This window comes from Microbacterium hydrocarbonoxydans (assembly GCF_900105205.1).
GTDB lineage: Bacteria > Actinomycetota > Actinomycetes > Actinomycetales > Microbacteriaceae > Microbacterium > Microbacterium hydrocarbonoxydans.
Window position 1 is genome coordinate 1,828,921 of sequence record NZ_FNSQ01000005.1, and the last position, 17,109, is coordinate 1,846,029.

General features: G+C 68.9%; 19 protein-coding genes and 1 other RNA gene. 14 read left to right on the top strand and 6 right to left on the bottom strand.

Annotated features, from left to right (window positions below; all coding sequences use genetic code 11):
• The first annotated feature begins 4 nt into the window (after positions 1-4).
• The 6 genes from flgK to BLW44_RS09180 all read left to right on the top strand — a co-directional run bounded on the left by flgK (position 5) and on the right by BLW44_RS09180 (position 4,775).
• Positions 5-1,411: a flagellar hook-associated protein FlgK gene (gene flgK / locus BLW44_RS09155; protein ID WP_060928143.1), complete on the top strand. Its 1,407-nt coding sequence runs from the start codon at positions 5-7 to the stop codon at positions 1,409-1,411.
• A 17-nt stretch (positions 1,412-1,428) separates the two neighbouring features.
• Positions 1,429-2,316, top strand: a complete 888-nt coding sequence (gene flgL, locus BLW44_RS09160; RefSeq protein ID WP_074731727.1) for a flagellar hook-associated protein FlgL — start codon at positions 1,429-1,431, stop codon at positions 2,314-2,316.
• The gene (locus tag BLW44_RS09165) at positions 2,313-2,705 is read left to right on the top strand and encodes a flagellar assembly protein FliW (RefSeq protein WP_245647467.1); all 393 of its coding nucleotides are present in this window, start codon (positions 2,313-2,315) and stop codon (positions 2,703-2,705) included. Before flgL ends, BLW44_RS09165 begins: the two co-directional genes overlap by 4 nt.
• A gap of 38 nt (positions 2,706-2,743) precedes the next feature.
• Positions 2,744-3,280, top strand: coding sequence for a hypothetical protein (locus BLW44_RS09170; protein WP_060928142.1), 537 nt, complete (start codon positions 2,744-2,746; stop codon positions 3,278-3,280).
• Positions 3,281-3,488: 208 nt separating this feature from the next.
• A complete protein-coding gene (locus tag BLW44_RS09175; RefSeq protein ID WP_060928141.1) occupies positions 3,489-3,803 on the top strand; it encodes an HU family DNA-binding protein in 315 nt (104 codons plus the stop codon).
• 168 nt (positions 3,804-3,971) lie between these two features.
• Positions 3,972-4,775: a sigma-70 family RNA polymerase sigma factor gene (locus BLW44_RS09180; RefSeq protein ID WP_060928140.1), complete on the top strand. Its 804-nt coding sequence runs from the start codon at positions 3,972-3,974 to the stop codon at positions 4,773-4,775.
• A gap of 9 nt (positions 4,776-4,784) precedes the next feature.
• Here the strand turns inward: BLW44_RS09180 and BLW44_RS09185 are convergent, their stop codons facing one another.
• Positions 4,785-5,873: an AAA family ATPase gene (locus BLW44_RS09185; protein WP_060928139.1), complete on the bottom strand. Its 1,089-nt coding sequence runs from the start codon at positions 5,871-5,873 to the stop codon at positions 4,785-4,787.
• Positions 5,874-5,967: 94 nt separating this feature from the next.
• Positions 5,968-6,801: a zinc-ribbon domain-containing protein gene (locus BLW44_RS09190; protein WP_060928138.1), complete on the bottom strand. Its 834-nt coding sequence runs from the start codon at positions 6,799-6,801 to the stop codon at positions 5,968-5,970.
• Positions 6,802-6,918: 117 nt separating this feature from the next.
• Between BLW44_RS09190 and BLW44_RS09195 the strand changes: the two genes are divergently transcribed.
• The gene (locus BLW44_RS09195; protein WP_060928137.1) at positions 6,919-7,809 is read left to right on the top strand and encodes a TIGR01777 family oxidoreductase; all 891 of its coding nucleotides are present in this window, start codon (positions 6,919-6,921) and stop codon (positions 7,807-7,809) included.
• Positions 7,810-7,848: 39 nt separating this feature from the next.
• Here BLW44_RS09195 and BLW44_RS09200 read toward each other — a convergent pair whose 3' ends face one another.
• Positions 7,849-8,613, bottom strand: a complete 765-nt coding sequence (locus BLW44_RS09200; protein ID WP_060928136.1) for an SDR family oxidoreductase — start codon at positions 8,611-8,613, stop codon at positions 7,849-7,851.
• 100 nt (positions 8,614-8,713) lie between these two features.
• Between BLW44_RS09200 and BLW44_RS09205 the strand changes: the two genes are divergently transcribed.
• The gene (locus BLW44_RS09205) at positions 8,714-9,550 is read left to right on the top strand and encodes a helix-turn-helix transcriptional regulator (RefSeq protein ID WP_060928135.1); all 837 of its coding nucleotides are present in this window, start codon (positions 8,714-8,716) and stop codon (positions 9,548-9,550) included.
• Here the strand turns inward: BLW44_RS09205 and BLW44_RS09210 are convergent.
• On the bottom strand, positions 9,522-10,457 hold the full coding sequence (locus BLW44_RS09210; protein ID WP_060928134.1) for a methyltransferase family protein: 936 nt from the start codon (positions 10,455-10,457) through the stop codon (positions 9,522-9,524). The genes BLW44_RS09205 and BLW44_RS09210 overlap by 29 nt on opposite strands.
• 49 nt (positions 10,458-10,506) lie before the next feature.
• On the bottom strand, positions 10,507-11,346 hold the full coding sequence (locus tag BLW44_RS09215; RefSeq protein ID WP_060928133.1) for an aldo/keto reductase: 840 nt from the start codon (positions 11,344-11,346) through the stop codon (positions 10,507-10,509).
• 22 nt (positions 11,347-11,368) lie between these two features.
• On the opposite strand from BLW44_RS09215, the gene BLW44_RS09220 reads away from it, so the two are divergent.
• From BLW44_RS09220 to rnpB, 4 genes are all read left to right on the top strand, one after another.
• Complete coding sequence (locus BLW44_RS09220) at positions 11,369-11,791, top strand: YchJ family protein (RefSeq protein ID WP_082724617.1); 423 nt, start codon at positions 11,369-11,371, stop codon at positions 11,789-11,791.
• Positions 11,792-11,824: 33 nt separating this feature from the next.
• Entirely contained in the window at positions 11,825-12,556 is a 732-nt protein-coding gene (locus tag BLW44_RS09225; RefSeq protein ID WP_060928131.1) for a zinc ribbon domain-containing protein, read from the top strand.
• 25 nt (positions 12,557-12,581) lie between these two features.
• On the top strand, positions 12,582-14,279 hold the full coding sequence (locus BLW44_RS09230) for a bifunctional 3'-5' exonuclease/DNA polymerase (RefSeq protein WP_139305262.1): 1,698 nt from the start codon (positions 12,582-12,584) through the stop codon (positions 14,277-14,279).
• 30 nt (positions 14,280-14,309) lie between these two features.
• Positions 14,310-14,666: RNase P RNA component class A (rnpB, locus tag BLW44_RS09235), an RNA gene on the top strand.
• 63 nt (positions 14,667-14,729) lie between these two features.
• Here the strand turns inward: rnpB and ppgK are convergent.
• Positions 14,730-15,476 carry a polyphosphate--glucose phosphotransferase gene (ppgK, locus tag BLW44_RS09240; protein ID WP_060928180.1) on the bottom strand — a complete coding sequence of 249 codons (747 nt, stop codon included), beginning with the start codon at positions 15,474-15,476 and terminating at the stop codon, positions 14,730-14,732.
• Between the two features lie 70 nt (positions 15,477-15,546).
• Between ppgK and BLW44_RS09245 the strand changes: the two genes are divergently transcribed.
• Together BLW44_RS09245 and glnA are read left to right on the top strand one after the other, a co-directional pair.
• Positions 15,547-15,762: a hypothetical protein gene (locus BLW44_RS09245; protein WP_060928179.1), complete on the top strand. Its 216-nt coding sequence runs from the start codon at positions 15,547-15,549 to the stop codon at positions 15,760-15,762.
• Between the two features lie 2 nt (positions 15,763-15,764).
• Positions 15,765-17,102, top strand: a complete 1,338-nt coding sequence (gene glnA / locus BLW44_RS09250) for a type I glutamate--ammonia ligase (RefSeq protein WP_060928178.1) — start codon at positions 15,765-15,767, stop codon at positions 17,100-17,102.
• The last annotated feature ends 7 nt before the right edge of the window (positions 17,103-17,109 follow it).

Sequence of the window (17,109 nt, forward strand, 5' to 3'; positions counted from 1 at the left end):
GGCCATGTCGTCCTTCGCAGGCCTCCGTCTCGCCGAATCCGCGCTCTCCGCAGCGCGCGCGGGCATGACCGTCACCGGCCAGAACATCGCGAACCAGACAACCCCCGGCTACACGCGCCAGCGGGTCGATCAGGCATCCGTCTCGGCGCCCGGTCAGACGGGACTCTGGCCGTCTGGCCTGGCCGTCGGCGGCGGAGTGAATGTGACCGGCATCGCCCGTCTCGGCGATGACATCCTCGACGCGCGAGTGCGCGATGCGCTGTCCACGTCGGGCTTCTGGGCCGCTCGCGCGACCGCGGCCGGGCGAGCCGAGGACGTGCTCGCGGAGCCGACGAAGGACGGACTCGCCGCGAACCTGAACCTGTTCTGGTCGGGATGGTCCGATCTCGCGAACACGCCGAACCCCGCGGCAGCGCAGGTCGTCCTCACGAAGGCGACGGTGCTCATCGGGCAGATCGCGGCCGGGTATCAGACGATCGCAGGCCAGTGGAGCGACCTCCGTGGACAGGTCGACAGCCAGATCGATGAGGTGAACGCCGTCGCAGGCCAGGTGGCGGCGTTGAACGGCCAGATCCGGGATGCGCTGCAGTCGGGGCGCAACGCGAACGAGCTGATCGACCAGCGCAACGTGCTCGCGCAGCAGCTGTCGACGGCCGTCGGCGCGAAGGGGAACGTCGAGGCTGACGGCACTCTCACGCTGCGCGTCGACGGCAACGCCCTCGTGTCGGGCGACACGAGCAGGGCGCTCGTCGCGAGCGGTCCGCGCGACATCGCCGACGCCGGCCGCATCACCGTGGCGTGGGCCGATCGACCCGGCCTCGCCGTGACCATCACCGGCGGACTCGTCGGCGGCACGATCAGCACGCTGGCTCCGGCGGCCGAGGGCGGCACCCTGGCCGACGTCGCCGCCGCCTACAACCAGACGGCCACGGCGCTCGCGACCGCGGTGAACGACATCCACCGCACCGGCGTCAATGCCTCGGGCACCCCGGGTGGGGACTTCTTCGCGCTGGACGCTGCGGGCCCCGCCGCACTCGGGTTGAGCGTGGTCCCCACGGGCCTCGGCGATCTCGCACTCGCAGCTCCGGGAGCCGGCGCCAAGGACACCACGATCGCCGACCGCATCAGCGGCCTGGGGACGTCCGCGACGGGGCCGAGCAAGACGTGGTCGAGCTTCGTCACCGGGTTCGCGGTGGCCGTCGCCGGTGACCTGCAGCGCGCCGACATCGCCGACATGGGGGCGGTCGCCGCTGTGACCGCCCAGCAGTCGAACTCGTCCGTCGACGGCGACGAGGAGACGATCAACCTCCTGACCTACCAGACCGCGTACCAGGCCGCAGCCCGCGTGCTGACGGCAGTGGACGAGGCGCTGGACCTGCTGATCAACCGCACAGGCCTCGTCGGCCGCTGACTCTGGGGAGAGCATTCATGATCGGTCGCATCACGAGCAGCACCATGACGCAGCAGTCGCTGCGGACGCTGCAGACCAACCTCGCCGACCGCGAGCGCCTGCAGAATCAGGCGGCGTCGCAGCGTGCGTTCCGCTCGCCGAGCGAGGACCCGGCCGCTGCGGCGACGACGCTCGGGGTGCACGGCGACCAGGCCCGCGTCGCGCAGTTCGCCCGCAACATCAGTGACGGGATGGCGTGGGTGACCACCGTCGACACCGCTCTCGGGGCGAGCACCGATCTGCTGAACCGCGCTCGCGACCTCACCGCGCAGGGCGCCAACTCCGGCGCGCTCAGCCCCACGGCCAGGGAGGCCATCGCGCAGGAGCTCGAGACCATCAGCGCCGAGCTCCTCGCGAAGGCCAACACGACGGTGCTCGGCCGAAGCGTGTTCGCGGGCACGAGCGATGCAGGGGGAGCGTTCGATCCGGTGACGTTCGCGTTCAACGGCAGCCAGGGGGACGGCGTGCGTCGACGGATCAGCGACACGGAGACCGTCCGCGTGGACTTCGACGGCGCGCAGGCGTTCGGGCAGGGGGCGAACAGTGCGTTCGCCCTCCTCACCGACATCGCGGCCGACCTCCGCAGCGGTGCCGAGGTGGGTGGCCGACTGGCTGACATCGACGACCGGCTGACGGAGGTCGTGGCAGCGCGTGGCGCCACCGGCGCACGTCAGGTGCAGCTCGAGCGCGCCTCGGCGCAGAATCGCTCGACCTCAGTCGACCTCGAAGCGCGCCGCGCCGAGGTCGAGAACGTCGACAGCCTCGAAGTGCTCGTGCGGCTGCAGTCGGCGGAGCTCGTGTTCCAATCCGCGCTGCAGGTGACGGCGAAGTCGCTGCAGACCAACCTCCTGGAGTTCCTGCGATGACCGCCGCCGCTGAGACGATGAGCCGTTCCGTCCAGTTCGTCTCCCCGATGCCGGGGCTCGCGCCGTACACCGCCTTCACGATCGAGCAGCTCGACGGGGCGGCCGGACTGTTCGCCCTCCGAGCCGTGGATGCCGACGTGCGGCTGTTCCTGTGGGATCCGCTGTCCGCCGACTACCCCTACTCGCCCGACATCCCCGCCGACGTCCTCGCCGATATCGGTGCGCCCGATCAGGGCGCTGCCGGCGTCTTCGTCGTCGCGAACCCGTCGGCTGAGGGCGTGCACGTCAACCTCCGTGCCCCGATCGTCATCCACGACGAGAGCGGGCGCGCCGTACAGGTCATCCTCGATGACCAGGCCCATCCGATCCGCGCGCTGCTCGGCAGCTGACGACCGCCTGCACCCACCAGACGCACAGGAGAGATGAAGTGGTCGATCTGCGATCCCGGACCCATGGACCCGGCGCGATGCGCGCGGTCAATCTCGTCGTGCTGGCGTACGACGACCGCGTCGTCGCGCGGACGGCGGATGAGGATGCCGTGCACTACCTCGACGCGCGGGTGCACCCCGGTGATCGGCGCGCGCCGGGCCAGATCAGCCTCGCTCTCGTCTCGAAGAAGGACGGCAGGTCGGCCTCTGGGCACGAGAACTCGGCGCGATACTCGGCGGAGCAGTTCGCGTCCATCGAGCGCGCCGCCGGCGAGAACAGGACCCCGCTCCGCGATGCAGCGGGAAGCGTCGTCGGTACCGTGTTCGGTGTCAGCGCCGACCTGCTGATCCACGACGGAGCGGTCGTGCTGAACACGAAGACGCTCGGCGGCACGGAGCTGTCGGTGGGCGCCGATGCGGAGGGCCGGGACATCCGCGCGCAGATGGTCGCATCGACGAGATCGGCACGGCGTGCGCGCGACGCGGCCCAGGCGCAGACGCCGCCGCTCGCAGCGGAAGAGCTGGCACTCCGCTAGCACCGGTCGGATGTCGGGGAAGCAGAGAATTCCGATATTCACCGCATATACCAAGGAAGAGCATCTATTCTCTGAAGAGCACAGGCTGGGGTACTGGCAGATCCCGGCGTCGTCGCAGGAGTTTGGGACCTGCGCACGCCACGGATGCGGCTGGTAGGGGTACAGCGCACATCGCTCGGCGACGAGCATTCCATGGGACGGAAACAGAATGAGCACATCAAGGACGCTCGAGACCGCACGCGTCAGCAAGAGAGAGTTCGTGCAGAGGTTCGCGCGACGGGGCGGGATCTCGGTGCAGGCCGCTCAGACGGCGTACAACGCGATGATCGACGAGCTTCTCGACCTCGTCGGGCGGGGCAACACGGTGACTCTCACCAACTTCGGCAAGTTCTATCCGCAGACTCACAAGGGCCACCGCGTGCAGTTCGCGAAGCAGGACGGCGACGCCGAGGTGAACGATTACACGGTGCTGAAGTTCTCGGCGACCCGTGAAGTGAACAGACGCGTGAAGGTGAACGATTAGTCATCGTTATCTGAACGTAAACGAGAATCCCCGGAGGTTGACGCCTTCGGGGATCTTTCTGTGCCGCGCACCTCTAGCATGTAGTTGAATGTAGATCCGGTCGCTGGGGAGTGGCCACGCTGTGAGTCGCTGGGGAGGGCTTGCTCTTACAGTGAAAGAGGCCGTCCGATGCCGATGCGCGCACGGAACCAGCTCGTGGTCGACCACCTGCACATCGTCGGAGCGGCGACCGCCTACGTCGCCTCCCGTCTCACGCAGGTCTCCCGTGACGACCTCGCCTCAGCCGGCGCGTATGCGCTGGTGCGAGCCGCCGAGAAGTTCGACGCCACCCTCGGGGTGCCGTTCGGGGCGTTCGCGAGAGGACGCATCAACTGGGCGCTCATGGACGAGCTGCGTTCGATGGACTGGGCGCCCCGCGAGGTGCGCGCCCGCGCGAAGGCCACCACGAAGGTGCGCGAGACGCTCTCCGCGACGCTCGGGCGCACGCCGACGGTGGCGGAGATCGCGTCGGTGATGGGGGTCGAGCCCGTCGAGGTGCGCGAGGGTCTCGCGGATGCCGAGCGCATGCTTCTGAGTCTCGACGCTCCCGACGCGCCGGATGTGGTGTGGACCGGATACCTGCCGGAAGACCTCGCGATCGCCTCCGAGCGCGACGAGTTCCTGCGTCGAGCGGTCGATGCGCTCCCCGAGCGCAAGCGGTGGATCGTGCGGGCGGTGTACTTCGAGGACCGCACCGTCAGAGAGATCGCCGAGGAGCTCGGAGTCTCACACGCCGCGGTCTCGCAGCAGCGCGCTGAGGCGGTGCGGATGCTGCGCGATGCGCTCCAGCGTCACTACGAGGACGAGCCGCATGCGGTCCCAGAACCCGTGTCGCGATCATCCGCATCCGTGCTCGACGCGTACTTCGAGCGTCTCACCGCCGGTGGGCAGCGCTTCACCAGGGCGATCCTGTCGCACGCCGTCGGCGTCTGACGCGCGGGTTCAGAGCCCGAAGCCGTAGCTCGCCTGGCCGACCAGGATGAGGCTGACCGTCGTCGGGTAGACCTCCGGCTCCTCGTCCTCGTCGTCGAGCAGATCGAGCTTGTGGATCGGGACGAAGATGCTGCCGTCCGGCTCGAAGATGAGATCCTTCGGCACGAATGACGCGAACAGTGAGCGGGTCGCATTGCGCAGCTCGAATGTGCGACCGACGTCCCCACGCTCGAAGAGGTTCATCTCGACCTCTTCCGACCAGACCTTGCCGTCGGGGAAGCGCGCTTCGATGCGGTAGGTGCTCGGTTCCACGGACTTGATGTTCAGATCCTGGACGATCTCGGCGAACCGCGCATCCGCCTGCTCGAGCTCGAAGGCGATCGCGCGCAGATGGTCGTAGTTCAGCCGTGCTCGTCGGGAGAAGAGCGCGACGTTCTCGATCTCGTCCGGATCGGCGTTCGGGGCCTGATCGACCAGGTACTGGCGCACCTCATCCGGCCCCGGGTACTCGAAGCGCATGTGGTAGTGGAATCGTCCAGGACGGTTGACGATGTAGGTGCTCACATCGCTGATGTCGTTCACGGTGAGGCAGTAGATGCGCTTGACGGACGAGAGACCGTCGAAGAGCGAGAGGAACTGGTTCTGGCGATTGCTGCCGTCGGCGATGCCGCGACGACCGGCGGGGAAGATCTTCTCGAACTCGTCGAAGATGATCAGGCACTCGTCGAGCGTGTCCAGGAACTCCACGATGCCGTCGTTGTCCTCCGACACGATTACGACCGGCAGGCACTGCTCGCGCGCCTCCTCGGCCACCATCCGGAGGAACAGCGTCTTGCCGATGCCCTTGTCGCCCGAGAGCATGACTCCGAGGCTGCGATCGGAGAGAGCGTACGAGCGGAAGATCTTGTCGACCTTCCTCTCGCGACCGCCGTAGATCCGCTCGGTGCCGACGGTGAGGTCCTCGACCTTGATCAGGCTGAAGCCCTCTTTCGAGGTGAAGTGCACCCGGTACGTCCCGAGCGGGAACTCCTGATGCGTACGCACAGCGTCGTCGTACACCCGCACGTGCCCACCGGTCTCGATGTAGGTGCTCGTCACCGTTCCTCCTCCTGCATCCCCAACCTATATATCGGTCAGGAATCGGGGAGCGTAAGGCGATTCGTCCATCGTCTTGATCGAACGTGTCCGCCGGTCACTCCGTGCGCAGATACGCATCGACCAGAAGCGGCCCCCTGATGTCGCGCAGGGTGTCGATGAGCCGGTCGACCGTGCGCACCGAGACCGACGAGACCGTCAGGTCGTGCGGCCCCAGCGGCTCGAGTCGACCGGTGCGCAGCCGGATGACCTCCCACCCCGCGGCCCGCAGCGCGCGGTCCTTGCGGAGGTCCGCGTCCTGCCGTTTCCCCACGTGTTCCAGGCCGTGACGACCGACCGTGTCGTACTCGATCGCGATTCTGAGCTCGGGCAGCACGATGTCGGGCCACACCTCGGTGTGTCGGAAGAAGGGGCGCGCGACCTTGACCGCGTTCGCGTCGAGGCAGAGGGTCATGCGCCCGGCGAGCGCGGCGCGCAGGCGGCCCTCGGCGGCGGATGCCGGCGCCGGCGCGCAGACGCTGACGAACGCCTCGCCGGTGGCCAGATCCGGCGTCTTGGTGCACAGCGTCGTCGGTGACTTCGGGCGTCGCGGGATGGCGCGGGCCTCGCCGAGTACGACCGGCTGTGGGCGGGCGAGCGATGAGCACTCGGGACACCACGCGGACTGACGGCGGACGCGCCCAGGGCGTTCGCGCTGTTCGGTGGGGGTCGCCGCGAAGCGGTGGCCGACCCTGCACTCCCAGCACAGCAGCACGTCGGCGGCGAGTGGCACCTGCGACAGCGTGATGCCGTGATTGAGCTCGGGATGGTACTGGCGGACCAGCTCTGGATAGGCCGCCCAGGCCGAGCGGTAGGTGCCAACCTCGTACGGCACGTCGCGGCCACGCGAGAACTGGCGTCTCGCCCACCAGGCCTGCACGGATTCGGTCACATCGGCACGGTAACCTCCGCCGCCGACATCGCCCGGGCCCGGCGGACGTGACAGACTCACGGAGACGGATGGAACCGAGATATCGGGCGGGTCCGGGGAGACAGCAGGGGAGCAGTCATGGCGCAGCGGATCGTGATCAGCGGAGCATCCGGTTTGATAGGCACCGCGCTGGCCTCGTCGCTGCGTGCGGATGGGGCGGAGGTCACGACCCTCGTTCGGCGCCCGCCGCGCGAGAGCTCCGAGGTGCAGTGGGAGCCGGGGGAGCGAGAGCTCGATCCGGATGTCCTCGCCGGAGCGGATGCCGTCGTGGCCCTCGGCGGCGCGAGCGTGGGGCGCCTGCCCTGGACCCGCCGTTACCGGCGTGAGCTGGTCGAGTCCCGGCTGACGACGACGAGGACGATCGCCACGGCCGTGCGGGCACTGCGCGACGATGCCCCGGCTCTGGTGTCGGCGTCCGCGGTCGGATACTACGGATCGGCGCCGGGGGAGACTCTCACCGAGGATTCGCTGGCCGGCGACACGTTCCTCGCGCAGCTCTGCGTCCGGTGGGAGCAGGAGGCGCTGCGCGCCGGGGAGCACAGCAGAGTCGCGCTCCTGCGTACCGCGCCGATCATCCATCGGAAGGGCGTCCTGAAGCCGCTCGTGCAGCTCACCCGGTTCGGTGTCGCGGGGCCGATCGGGCCGGGAACGCAGATCTGGCCGTGGATCTCGCTCGACGACGAGGTGCGAGGCATCCGACACGTGATCGACGCGCAACTCGAAGGCCCGGTCAACTTCACGGGTCCCACCCGCGCGTCGGCCGATGACATCGGTCGGGCGCTGGCGCAGGGCATGCGGCGCCCGTTCTGGCTCCCGGTCCCCGCTTTCGCGCTCCGGCTCGCGCTCAGCTCTGCGGCGGCGGATTCCCTGCTGCTGTCGGACGCGGATGTGCGTCCGACGGTGCTGGAGGGCTCCGGGTTCGTCTTCACGCACCCGACCGCGCAGTCTGCGGTCGACGCGGCGCTCTGATCGCCGGACCGACCGCAGCTCACGACGACAGCAGCAGGGTCAGTGTCCGTGCGGGTCGCGACGGTTGAGGGTGGAGACGACCTGGTCGTACTCGCCCCTGGCCTCGGCGTACCGCAGGAACTTGACGTTCTCGACCTGGATCTCGGTGGCCTCCGGCTGCGTCTCGATCAGCTGCATCACCTCGGTCACGAAGTCATCGAGCGGCATCGCGAAGTCGCTGGTCTCCTGCCCCGGCATCAGGGCGGTGCGCACCGACGGGGGCTCCAGCTCGAGCACCTGCACTGTCGTGTCCGCCAGCTGCAGCCGCAGCGATTCGCTGAGCATGTGGATGGCCGCCTTCGTAGCGTTGTAGGTCGGTGTCACCCGCAGCGGCGTGAAGGCGAGGCCGGAGGAGACCGTCATGATCGTCGCATCGGGGCGGGTCTGCAGGTGCTCGATGAATGCGGCGATCAGGCGGATCGGTCCCAGCAGGTTGGTGGTGACCGTCGCCTCGGCGGTATCGAGGAACCCGGCCGGTGCGGTCCAGTCCTCGACGCGCATGATGCCGGCCATCGTGACCAGGACGTCGAGATCGGGGTGCTTCGCCAGCACGGTCGCGGCGGCGGAGCGGATGCTGTCGGCATCCGTCGTGTCGATCCGCACGGTGTCCAGCGCGGGGTTCTCGGCGGCGATCGTGGTCAGCAGCTCCTGCCTGCGGCCGCCCACGATGACGGTGTTGCCGCGTGCGGCCAGCTGCTGGGCGAGAGCGAGGCCGATGCCGCTCGTCGCCCCGGGGATGAAGATGGTGTTTCCGCTGATGTTCATGTCTCCACTGTCAGGCCCCGTGACACCGTTCACCAGGGAGCGCCTGTCCAGGGACCCGCGATCCCTGGATGCGGGCGAGCGGCCGCGGCATACTGCTGAGGTGGACAGAGAAGCACTCGCAGACTTCCTCGTGCGGCGCAGGGCGCAGCTGAAGCCGTCCGACGTCGGCCTCAGTACCGGAGCCCGGCGTCGGACGGCCGGCCTGCGTCGCGAGGAGGTCGCCCAGCTCGCCGCGATGTCGACCGACTACTACGCGAGGCTCGAGCAGCAGCGCGGACCGCAGCCGAGCGTGCAGATGCTCGCCTCCCTCGCCAGGGCGCTGCGGCTGACGCCGGATGAACGGGACTACCTGCACCGCGTCAGCGGGCACAGCGCTCCCGACCGCACCGTCTTCACCGACTATGTGCATCCCGGCATGCTCCGAGTGCTCGACCGTCTGGAGGACACTCCGGCCTTCGTCGTCTCGGTGCTCGACGAGGTGCTGGTCCAGAACGAGCCGGCCAGAGCCCTCCTGGGCGACGCGAGCGGCTTCGAGGGTCTCGAGCGCAGCGGCATCTATCGGTGGTTCACGGCACCCGACGAGGAGCGGGGCCGATACCCGCGGCCGGATCACGAGCACCGCAGCCGAGTGCTCGTCGCCTCGTTGCGGGCCGCCTACGGTGCTCTGGGGGAGCAGTCCAGGGCGGGGGACATCGTGCGAGAGCTCATCACGCGCAGCCCCGAGTTCGCCGCGCTGTGGGAGGTGCACGAGGTGCAGCGGCGCTTCGAGGATCACAAGGTGCTCATCCATCCCGAGATCGGCGCGATCGAGGTCGACTGCCAGGCGCTGTTCACCGAGGACGAGTCCCAGGCGCTGGTGGTGCTGACAGCGGCACCGGGCAGCGATGCCGCGAGCAAGCTCGAACTGCTCAGAGTGCTCGGAACGCAGCGGGTCTGACCGGCACCCAGCAGGAGACCCTGCGGCTGTACTCGACGAACTCCGATCCGAACCGCTCTTCCAGGTCCGCCTCCTCGAGCGGCCGGACGACCGAGTTCCAGAGCACGGAGCCGAAGAGCGAGTAGGCGACCACCAGCCACGAGCCGAGGATGAGGCCGACGCTGATCCCTTGCGCGATGCCGGCGACGGCCATCGGATTGCGGACGTACCGGTAGGGGCCGCTGATCACCAGTCGTCGAGCCATCTGGGACGGAAGAGGCGTCCCGTCGCCGTCGACCGACATCGACACCGCCGACCAGATTCCGAGCGCGGTCGCCGTGGTGAGCAGCGCACCGCCGGCGAGATGCACGACGAGCGGAACCTCGATGCGCAGTGACCAGCGGGCTTCGACGAACGAGACCACGAGCGGGATGACGAGCAGGAAGGTGCCCCAGAAGAACAGCGTCTGCAGTCCCGTGCGGGCGAGCAGCGCCCGGGTGCCGACTCTCGCCGCCGGACGGAACGCCAGCGGGCCGGTGACGAGCCATTCGACGGGTGCTCGTCCGCACAGCAGGACGATCCCCGCCGCAATACTCGCTCCGGCGGCGACCACCATGGCCAGAGCGCCCCACCCGGCGAGGCCCGTCATCGTGGCGTAGACGGCCATGCCGACGGCCACGATCGTGGTCCACGGGACGGCGACCCAGATCGCCCACCGCGCGCCCGCCGCGATCAGGGCGGAGGCGGCGACGAAGAACGGGAGATCGAACGCCGCCACGAGGCCGGCCGGCAGGTCTCCGAGGGTGACGCGGCGCACGTCGTCGGACAGCGGGACGAGGATCCACCACATCGCTCCTGCCACGGCCTGCACGGCGAAGTACAGCCGAGCCGTCGCCGGTGTGATCGGGATCCCTGCGATGACCGGCATGCCGCCAGTCTAGAAGCGCGACGTGCCGGCGATCGGCGTCGGCGCAGCCTCAGGACTCCTCGTGCGATGCGGGATCCGCATCGAACAGCCGACCGTCCGGGCGCCCGAGCGCGGTGATGGACTCCACCTCCGCCTGGTCGAGCACCACGGCCCCCGCCGCGAGGTTCGAGACCTGATGCTCGCGCGACGAGGCCTTCGGGATGGCGACCGTCTCGCGCGCCACATGCCAGGCCAGGACGACCTGCGCGGGGGAAATGTCGTGTGCGGCGGCGACCTCTCGGATCACCGGCTCGTCGAGGAGCTCCTGCGCACGACCCAGCGGACTCCACGCCTCGGTGAGGATGCCGTGCTCGCGGTGAAAGGCCAGCTGCTCGCTCTGCGGGAAGTACGGGTGCACCTCGATCTGGTTCACGACCGGCCGCACGCCCGTCTCGCGCTCGATGCGCTCGAGATGCTCAGGGAGGAAGTTCGAGACGCCGATCTGTCGCACGACCCCGCGCTGCTGCGCGTCGACCAGTGCCTGCCAGGCCTGCACGTACTCGTCCTGGTGGGGATTGGGCCAGTGGATCAGGTGCAGGTCGGTCACGTCCAGGCCGAGCCGGGAGCGACTCTCCTCGATGCTCGTCCAGGCCTTGGCCGACGGGTGATGCCGGCCGGGGAGCTTGGTCGTGACGATGATCTCGGAGCGGTCGACGCCGGCGGCTCGGAGACCACGACCGACCGAGCCCTCGTTCTCGTAGTTGAACGCGGTGTCGAGGAGGCGGTATCCGGCATCGATGGCGGTCGCGACGGACTCCGCTCCCGTATCGCCGTTGAGGGCGTACGTGCCGAGTCCGAGGGCCGGGAGGGTGAAGCCGTTGTGCGCGGTGAAATGGGGAAGAGCCGTCATGGCGTCAGCGTACGCTGGGGCCATGACAGCAGCGGAGAGGATGGCGCCGCGTGACGGCATCCCCGATAATGCGGCCAGATGTCCCTGCGGCTCTGGGGAGACCTTCGGGGCGTGCTGCGCTCCGCTGCTCGACGGAGCGGCCGCCCCCACCGCCGAACGCCTGATGCGATCCCGGTTCACCGCCTTCGCCGTCGGAGACGGGTCATATCTTCTGTCGAGCTGGCATCCCTCGACGCGCCCCGACGACATCGATCTCGACGACGGCCTGCGATGGCGGCGGCTCGACATCCTCGACCGCGAAGCCGGTGGGCCCTTCGATCGCGAGGGAGTCGTCGAGTTCGAGGCGTTCTGGCGCCAGGGGGACGAGCGCGGCTCGCTCCACGAACGCAGCAGGTTCGTGCGCGAGGACCGTCGGTGGTTCTATCTCGACGGTCTGGTCGGGTGATGGATCGCTCGAGCAGCGACTAGATTTGAAAGCGTGAACGCCAGCCCGGAACACCAGCGCATCCTTCTCGACGTCGCCGACCTGGACCGGCGCATCGCGCAGGCGGAACGCGCGCGCACCAAGCCTCCACAGGCCGCTCGCATCTCCGAGCTCGTCGCGATCCGGCAGGAGCAGCTCCGCGAGCTGACCACGCTGACCGGCCGTCGCGATGATGTGCGCACCGAGCTGACCCGGCTCGAGGCGGACGTGAAGCTGGTCGAGCAGCGTCGCGCGCGCGACGCCGACCGTCTCGCCGCCGCGACGAACTCCAAAGAGGCACAGGCGCTCGAGCACGAGATCGCCAGCCTCGCGAAGCGACAGAGCGATCTCGAGGACATCGAGCTCGACGTCATGGGGCGGGTCGAGGACGCCGACGCCGCCGTGGCGGCGCAGCAGGCTCTGCTCGACACCACCACCTCCGAGGGCAGCGCGCTCACCGCACAGGCCAAGGCCGAGGTCGCGGCCGCGACCGAGCTCGGAGCGCAGCTGACCCGCGATCGCGAGGCCGTGACCTCCGGAGTGCCCGCGCCGCTGCTGGCCGAGTACACGCGCCGGGCCGCCAACAGCGCGGGTGCCGCACTGCTGACCCGTGGCACGTGCGAGGGCTGCCGCATGATGCTGCCCAGCACCGATCTCAACGACATCCGCAACGCCGCCGACGACCTCGTGGTGTCCTGCCCCGAGTGCGGCTGCATCCTGGTGCGTACCGAGGAATCCGGGCTGTGACCCCCGCGCCGCGCGCGCGACGGCGGTGAGCTCGCGCCCGCCGAACGAACGCCGTGTCGTCCTCGTGGCGACCGCGCCCGGCGCGTACACCGCGGTCGAGCTCGACGGGGATGATGTCGAGGCAGCGCGAACCGTCCTCTCCGCATCTGAGCTGTCGACCTGGGTGGCCGCGCAGGAGGCCGAGAATCCGCCGCGCTGGGTGATCCGCAGTGCGCGGGAGCTCTACCCCCTGCTGCTTGCTGACGGCGTGCTGATCGGACGATCGCACGACCTGCTGCTGTGCCATGCGATCCTCCGCGACACCGACATGGTCGCGCGTCCGCTCGCCCCGTCCGACACCTGGCTGCGCCGGGATCCGGTCGACGAGGCGCCTGCCCTGTTCGACGTCACTCCGCACGATGACGTCGACGACCCTGTCGGTGCGGCTCTGGATCAGTACCGGGAGCAGCGCCGCGTGCTGCGGGACTGCAAAGACGGCCGCCTGACTCTGCTCACCTCGGCGGAGTCCGCCGGAGGACTGATCGCCGAGGAGATGCGCGTCGCAGGTCTGCCCTGGAATGAGGCCGTGCACGATGCGATCCTCACCGACGTGCTCGGGACTCGTCCTGCGGCGGGCGGACTCCCGAGCCGGATGGTGGCGCAGGGCGAGCAGGTCCGGTCGATCCTGGGTGATCCGACGCTCAACCTCGAGAGCCAGCCGAAGCTGCTCAGGGCGCTGCACCGGGTGGGGGTGCAGGTCGAATCCACAAGCCGGTGGGAGCTTGCGCAGCACAGCCACGCCGTGGTCGAGCCGCTGCTCGCCTACAAGAAGCTGTCGAGGCTGCTGAGTGCGAACGGATGGGCGTGGCTCGCCGAGTGGGTGCACGACGGGCGGTTCCGTCCGATCTACATCACCGGCGGTGTGGTGACGGGGCGCTGGGCGTCGGCGGGCGGCGGGGCCCTGCAGCTGCCGCGCAACCTGCGCGCCGCGGTGCGGGCCGACGAGGGCTGGACGCTGGTCGTCGCCGACGTCGCGCAGCTCGAACCGCGGATGCTGGCGGGGATGGCGGGCGATCGGGCGATGGCCCGAGCGGCGCAGGGCAAGGATCTGTACGCGGGCGTTGTCGAGTCCGGCGCCGTGGCGACGCGTGAGGAGGCCAAATACGCCGTCCTGGGGGCGATGTACGGGGCGACGACCGGCGACAGCGGTCGACTCGTCCCACGCCTGCGCAAGGTGTATCCCCGAGCGATGGCGCTCGTGGACAAGGCGGCGCGGTTCGGGGAGGACGGGGGAGTCGTGTCCACCTGGCTCGGGCGTTCGTCCCCTCGGCCGTCCACCCAGTGGGAGGCCATGCAGGCGCAGGCGACCGATGCCGACGCCGATCCCGCCGACGTCGCCCTCGCCAGACGCCGTGCGCGTGACTGGGGCCGGTTCACCCGGAACTTCGTGGTGCAGGGCACCGCAGCCGAATGGTCGCTGATCTGGCTCGCGGAGATCAGGCACCGCCTGCAGCGGCTTCCGGACGCCGAGACGCCGGCGCCCGCATCCGGGGTGTTCCGCTCTCGCGCGCATCTGGCCTTCTTCCTGCACGACGAGGTGATCCTGCACGTCCCCGCCGAGCAGGCGGAGGCTGCGGCCGACGCGGTGCGCGAGGCCGCGGCGGTGGCCACTCGTCGCCTCTTCGGCGGGTTTCCCATCGATGTCCCGCTCGATCTGCGGATCGCGGAGTCGGCTGAGAAGTGAGACGCGCTGGTCGTAGACTGGAGGCGCGAATGGGTCGACTGGACGGTCGCGTGGCGGGCAACCGCACCGAGGAACGTCCGGGCTCCTCAGGGCAGGACGGTGGGTAACGCCCACCCGGAGCAATCCGCGAGAAAGTGCCACAGAGAGCAGACCGCCCCGCAAGGGGTAAGGGTGAAAGGGTGGTGTAAGAGACCACCGGGGGCCATGGTGACATGGCCCGCCAGGTAAACCTCGTCCGGAGCAAGGTCAGACAGAGGATGTTGACGCGGCTCGCCGAGTCCTCGGGTAGACCGCTAGAGTGCCACGGCAACGTGTCGCCGAGAGAGATGGCCGTCGAAGGGGCGAAGAACCCCGGAACAGAACCCGGCGTACAGGTCGGCCCATTCGCCTCGACGTGCAGAAGGCCCCGCTGATCCAGCGGGGCCTTCTCGTGTCCGGAGGGGTGGAGGGTCAGTCGCCGGCGAGCGACGCGGCGCCGATGATGCCCGAGTTGTTGCGGTGGATCGCCGGGACGATCGGCGTCTTCAGGTCGAGCAGGGGGAGGAAGTCCCCGGCGTTCTTCGACACGCCGCCGCCGACCACGAACAGGTCGGGGCTGAACAGGAACTCGATGTGCGAGTAGAACTTCTGCAGGCGCTCTGCCCACTCGGCCCAGCTGAGACCCTCGCGTTCGCGCGCCGAGGTCGCAGCGTAGGTCTCGACCGACTCGTACTCGCCGAAGTTCAGGTGACCGAGCTCCGTGTTCGGCAGCAGGACGCCGTCGTACAGGAACGCGGACCCGATACCCGTGCCGAGCGTGGTGAGCAGCGTGAAGCCGCGCACATCCCGCGCTGCGCCGTGGCGGGCCTCGGCGACGCCGGCGGCATCCGCATCGTTCACGAAGACGATGTTGCGGCCGAGCCCGTCGCGGAAGAACCGCTCGGCGTCGAAGTCCAGCCACTCCTTCGAGACATTGGCCGCCGAGAGGGTCTTGCCGCGCTTGACGATCGCCGGGAAGGCGACGCCGAGCGGCAGAGTCGAGTCGTGGACGTCGAGGGTCTTGAGGACCGTCTGCACGGCCTGCAGGACATCCTGCGGGGATGCGCCCTCAGGAGTGGGTACGCGCACCCTGTCCGAGGCCATGATGCCGTGCTCGAGGTCGACGATGCCTGCCTTGATTCCCGTGCCGCCGATGTCGACGCCGATCGCTTTTGCCATGGTCGCTAGCTTAGCGACCGCGCCCCGCGCCAGTAGGATCGATGACACCACGTGATGAAGGGGATCTGCCATGTCGAACGGCGATGAGAAGTACTGGTACAACCTGGAGACCGGACAGGTGGAGTTCGGCATGCTGTCGCCGTCGGTCGACCGAGTGGGCCCCTTCGACACCGAGGCGGAGGCCGCGCACGCGCCGCAGAAGCTGCAGGAGCGCTCGCGCGCCTGGGCCGAAGAGGAAGCGGCCGAGAACGGCTGGGACGCCGGAACGCGCAAGGGCGCAGAGTGACGATGGACAAGCAGAGGGATTTCGTCCTCCGGACGATCGAAGAGCGCGGCGTCAAGTTCGTCCGCCTGTGGTTCACCGATGTCATCGGCACTCTCAAGTCCGTCGCGATCGCGCCGGCCGAGGTCGAGGGGGCTTTCGCCGAGGGCATCGGCTTCGACGGCTCCGCCATCGAGGGCCTCACCCGCAGCTATGAGTCCGATCTGCTCGCGCAGCCGGACCCCACCACGTTCCAGACGCTCCCGTGGCGCGGCGAGATCGACCCCACGGCTCGCATGTTCTGCGACATCACGACGCCGGACGGTCGTCCGGCCGTCTCCGACCCGCGTCACGTGCTCAAGCGCACCCTCGCGAAGGCCGCGGATGCCGGATTCACCTTCTACACGCATCCCGAGATCGAGTTCTACCTGCTGAAGTCCTCGTCGTTCGGTCCGGAGGGACCCGTTCCCGTCGACTCCGCCGGGTACTTCGACAACGTCCCAGGAGGCACCGCCCACGACTTCCGCCGTCGTTCGGTGCGGATGCTCGAGGACCTCGGCATCTCCGTCGAGTTCAGTCACCACGAGGGCGGTCCGGGGCAGAACGAGATCGACCTGCGGTATGCGGATGCGCTGACGATGGCGGATAACGTGATGACCTTCCGCACGGTCATCAAGGAGGTCGCGATCGAGCAGGGCGTCTATGCGACATTCATGCCCAAGCCGTTGAGCGGGCACCCGGGGAGCGGGATGCACACGCACATGTCGCTCTTCGAAGGCGAGCGCAACGCGTTCTACGAAGAGGGCGCGAAGTACCAGCTGTCCAAGACCGGGCGCCACTTCATCGCCGGTCTGCTGAAGCACGCGAACGAGATGGCGGCGGTGACGAACCAGTTCGTCAACTCGTACAAGCGGCTCTGGGGCGGCGACGAGGCGCCGAGCTTCGTCACCTGGGGCCACAACAACCGCTCGGCGCTCGTGCGTGTTCCGATGTACAAGCCCAACAAGGGCGGTTCGTCGCGCGTGGAGTACCGCGCGCTCGACTCCGCGGCCAACCCGTACCTCGCGTACGCGCTCATGCTGGCCGCCGGCCTCAAGGGCATCGAGGAGGAGTACGAGCTGCCGCCCGAGGCCGAGGACAACGTGTGGTCGCTCAGTGACGCGGAGCGCCGTGCGCTCGGCTACTCGGCACTGCCGGCGAGCCTCGACCATGCGCTCGAGTACATGGAGAGCTCCGAGCTCGTGGCCGAGACGCTGGGCGAGTCGGTCTTCAACTACGTGCTGCTGAACAAGCGCAAGGAGTGGGAGGCGTACCGCGGTCAGGTCACGCCGCTGGAGCTGAAGAACAACCTCGAGCTTCTCTGAGCGTCGC

Coding starts and splice junctions, on each gene's coding strand:
- flgK (WP_060928143.1), top strand. CDS start 5: ATGTCGTCCTTCGCAGGCCTCCGTCTCGCCGAATCCGCGCTCTCCGCA.
- BLW44_RS09245 (WP_060928179.1), top strand. CDS start 15,547: ATGTCGAACGGCGATGAGAAGTACTGGTACAACCTGGAGACCGGACAG.
- BLW44_RS09200 (WP_060928136.1), bottom strand. CDS start 8,613: ATGAACATCAGCGGAAACACCATCTTCATCCCCGGGGCGACGAGCGGC.
- flgL (WP_074731727.1), top strand. CDS start 1,429: ATGATCGGTCGCATCACGAGCAGCACCATGACGCAGCAGTCGCTGCGG.
- ppgK (WP_060928180.1), bottom strand. CDS start 15,476: ATGGCAAAAGCGATCGGCGTCGACATCGGCGGCACGGGAATCAAGGCA.
- BLW44_RS09220 (WP_082724617.1), top strand. CDS start 11,369: ATGACAGCAGCGGAGAGGATGGCGCCGCGTGACGGCATCCCCGATAAT.
- glnA (WP_060928178.1), top strand. CDS start 15,765: ATGGACAAGCAGAGGGATTTCGTCCTCCGGACGATCGAAGAGCGCGGC.
- BLW44_RS09175 (WP_060928141.1), top strand. CDS start 3,489: ATGAGCACATCAAGGACGCTCGAGACCGCACGCGTCAGCAAGAGAGAG.
- BLW44_RS09165 (WP_245647467.1), top strand. CDS start 2,313: ATGACCGCCGCCGCTGAGACGATGAGCCGTTCCGTCCAGTTCGTCTCC.
- BLW44_RS09195 (WP_060928137.1), top strand. CDS start 6,919: ATGGCGCAGCGGATCGTGATCAGCGGAGCATCCGGTTTGATAGGCACC.
- BLW44_RS09180 (WP_060928140.1), top strand. CDS start 3,972: ATGCCGATGCGCGCACGGAACCAGCTCGTGGTCGACCACCTGCACATC.
- BLW44_RS09210 (WP_060928134.1), bottom strand. CDS start 10,457: ATGCCGGTCATCGCAGGGATCCCGATCACACCGGCGACGGCTCGGCTG.
- BLW44_RS09215 (WP_060928133.1), bottom strand. CDS start 11,346: ATGACGGCTCTTCCCCATTTCACCGCGCACAACGGCTTCACCCTCCCG.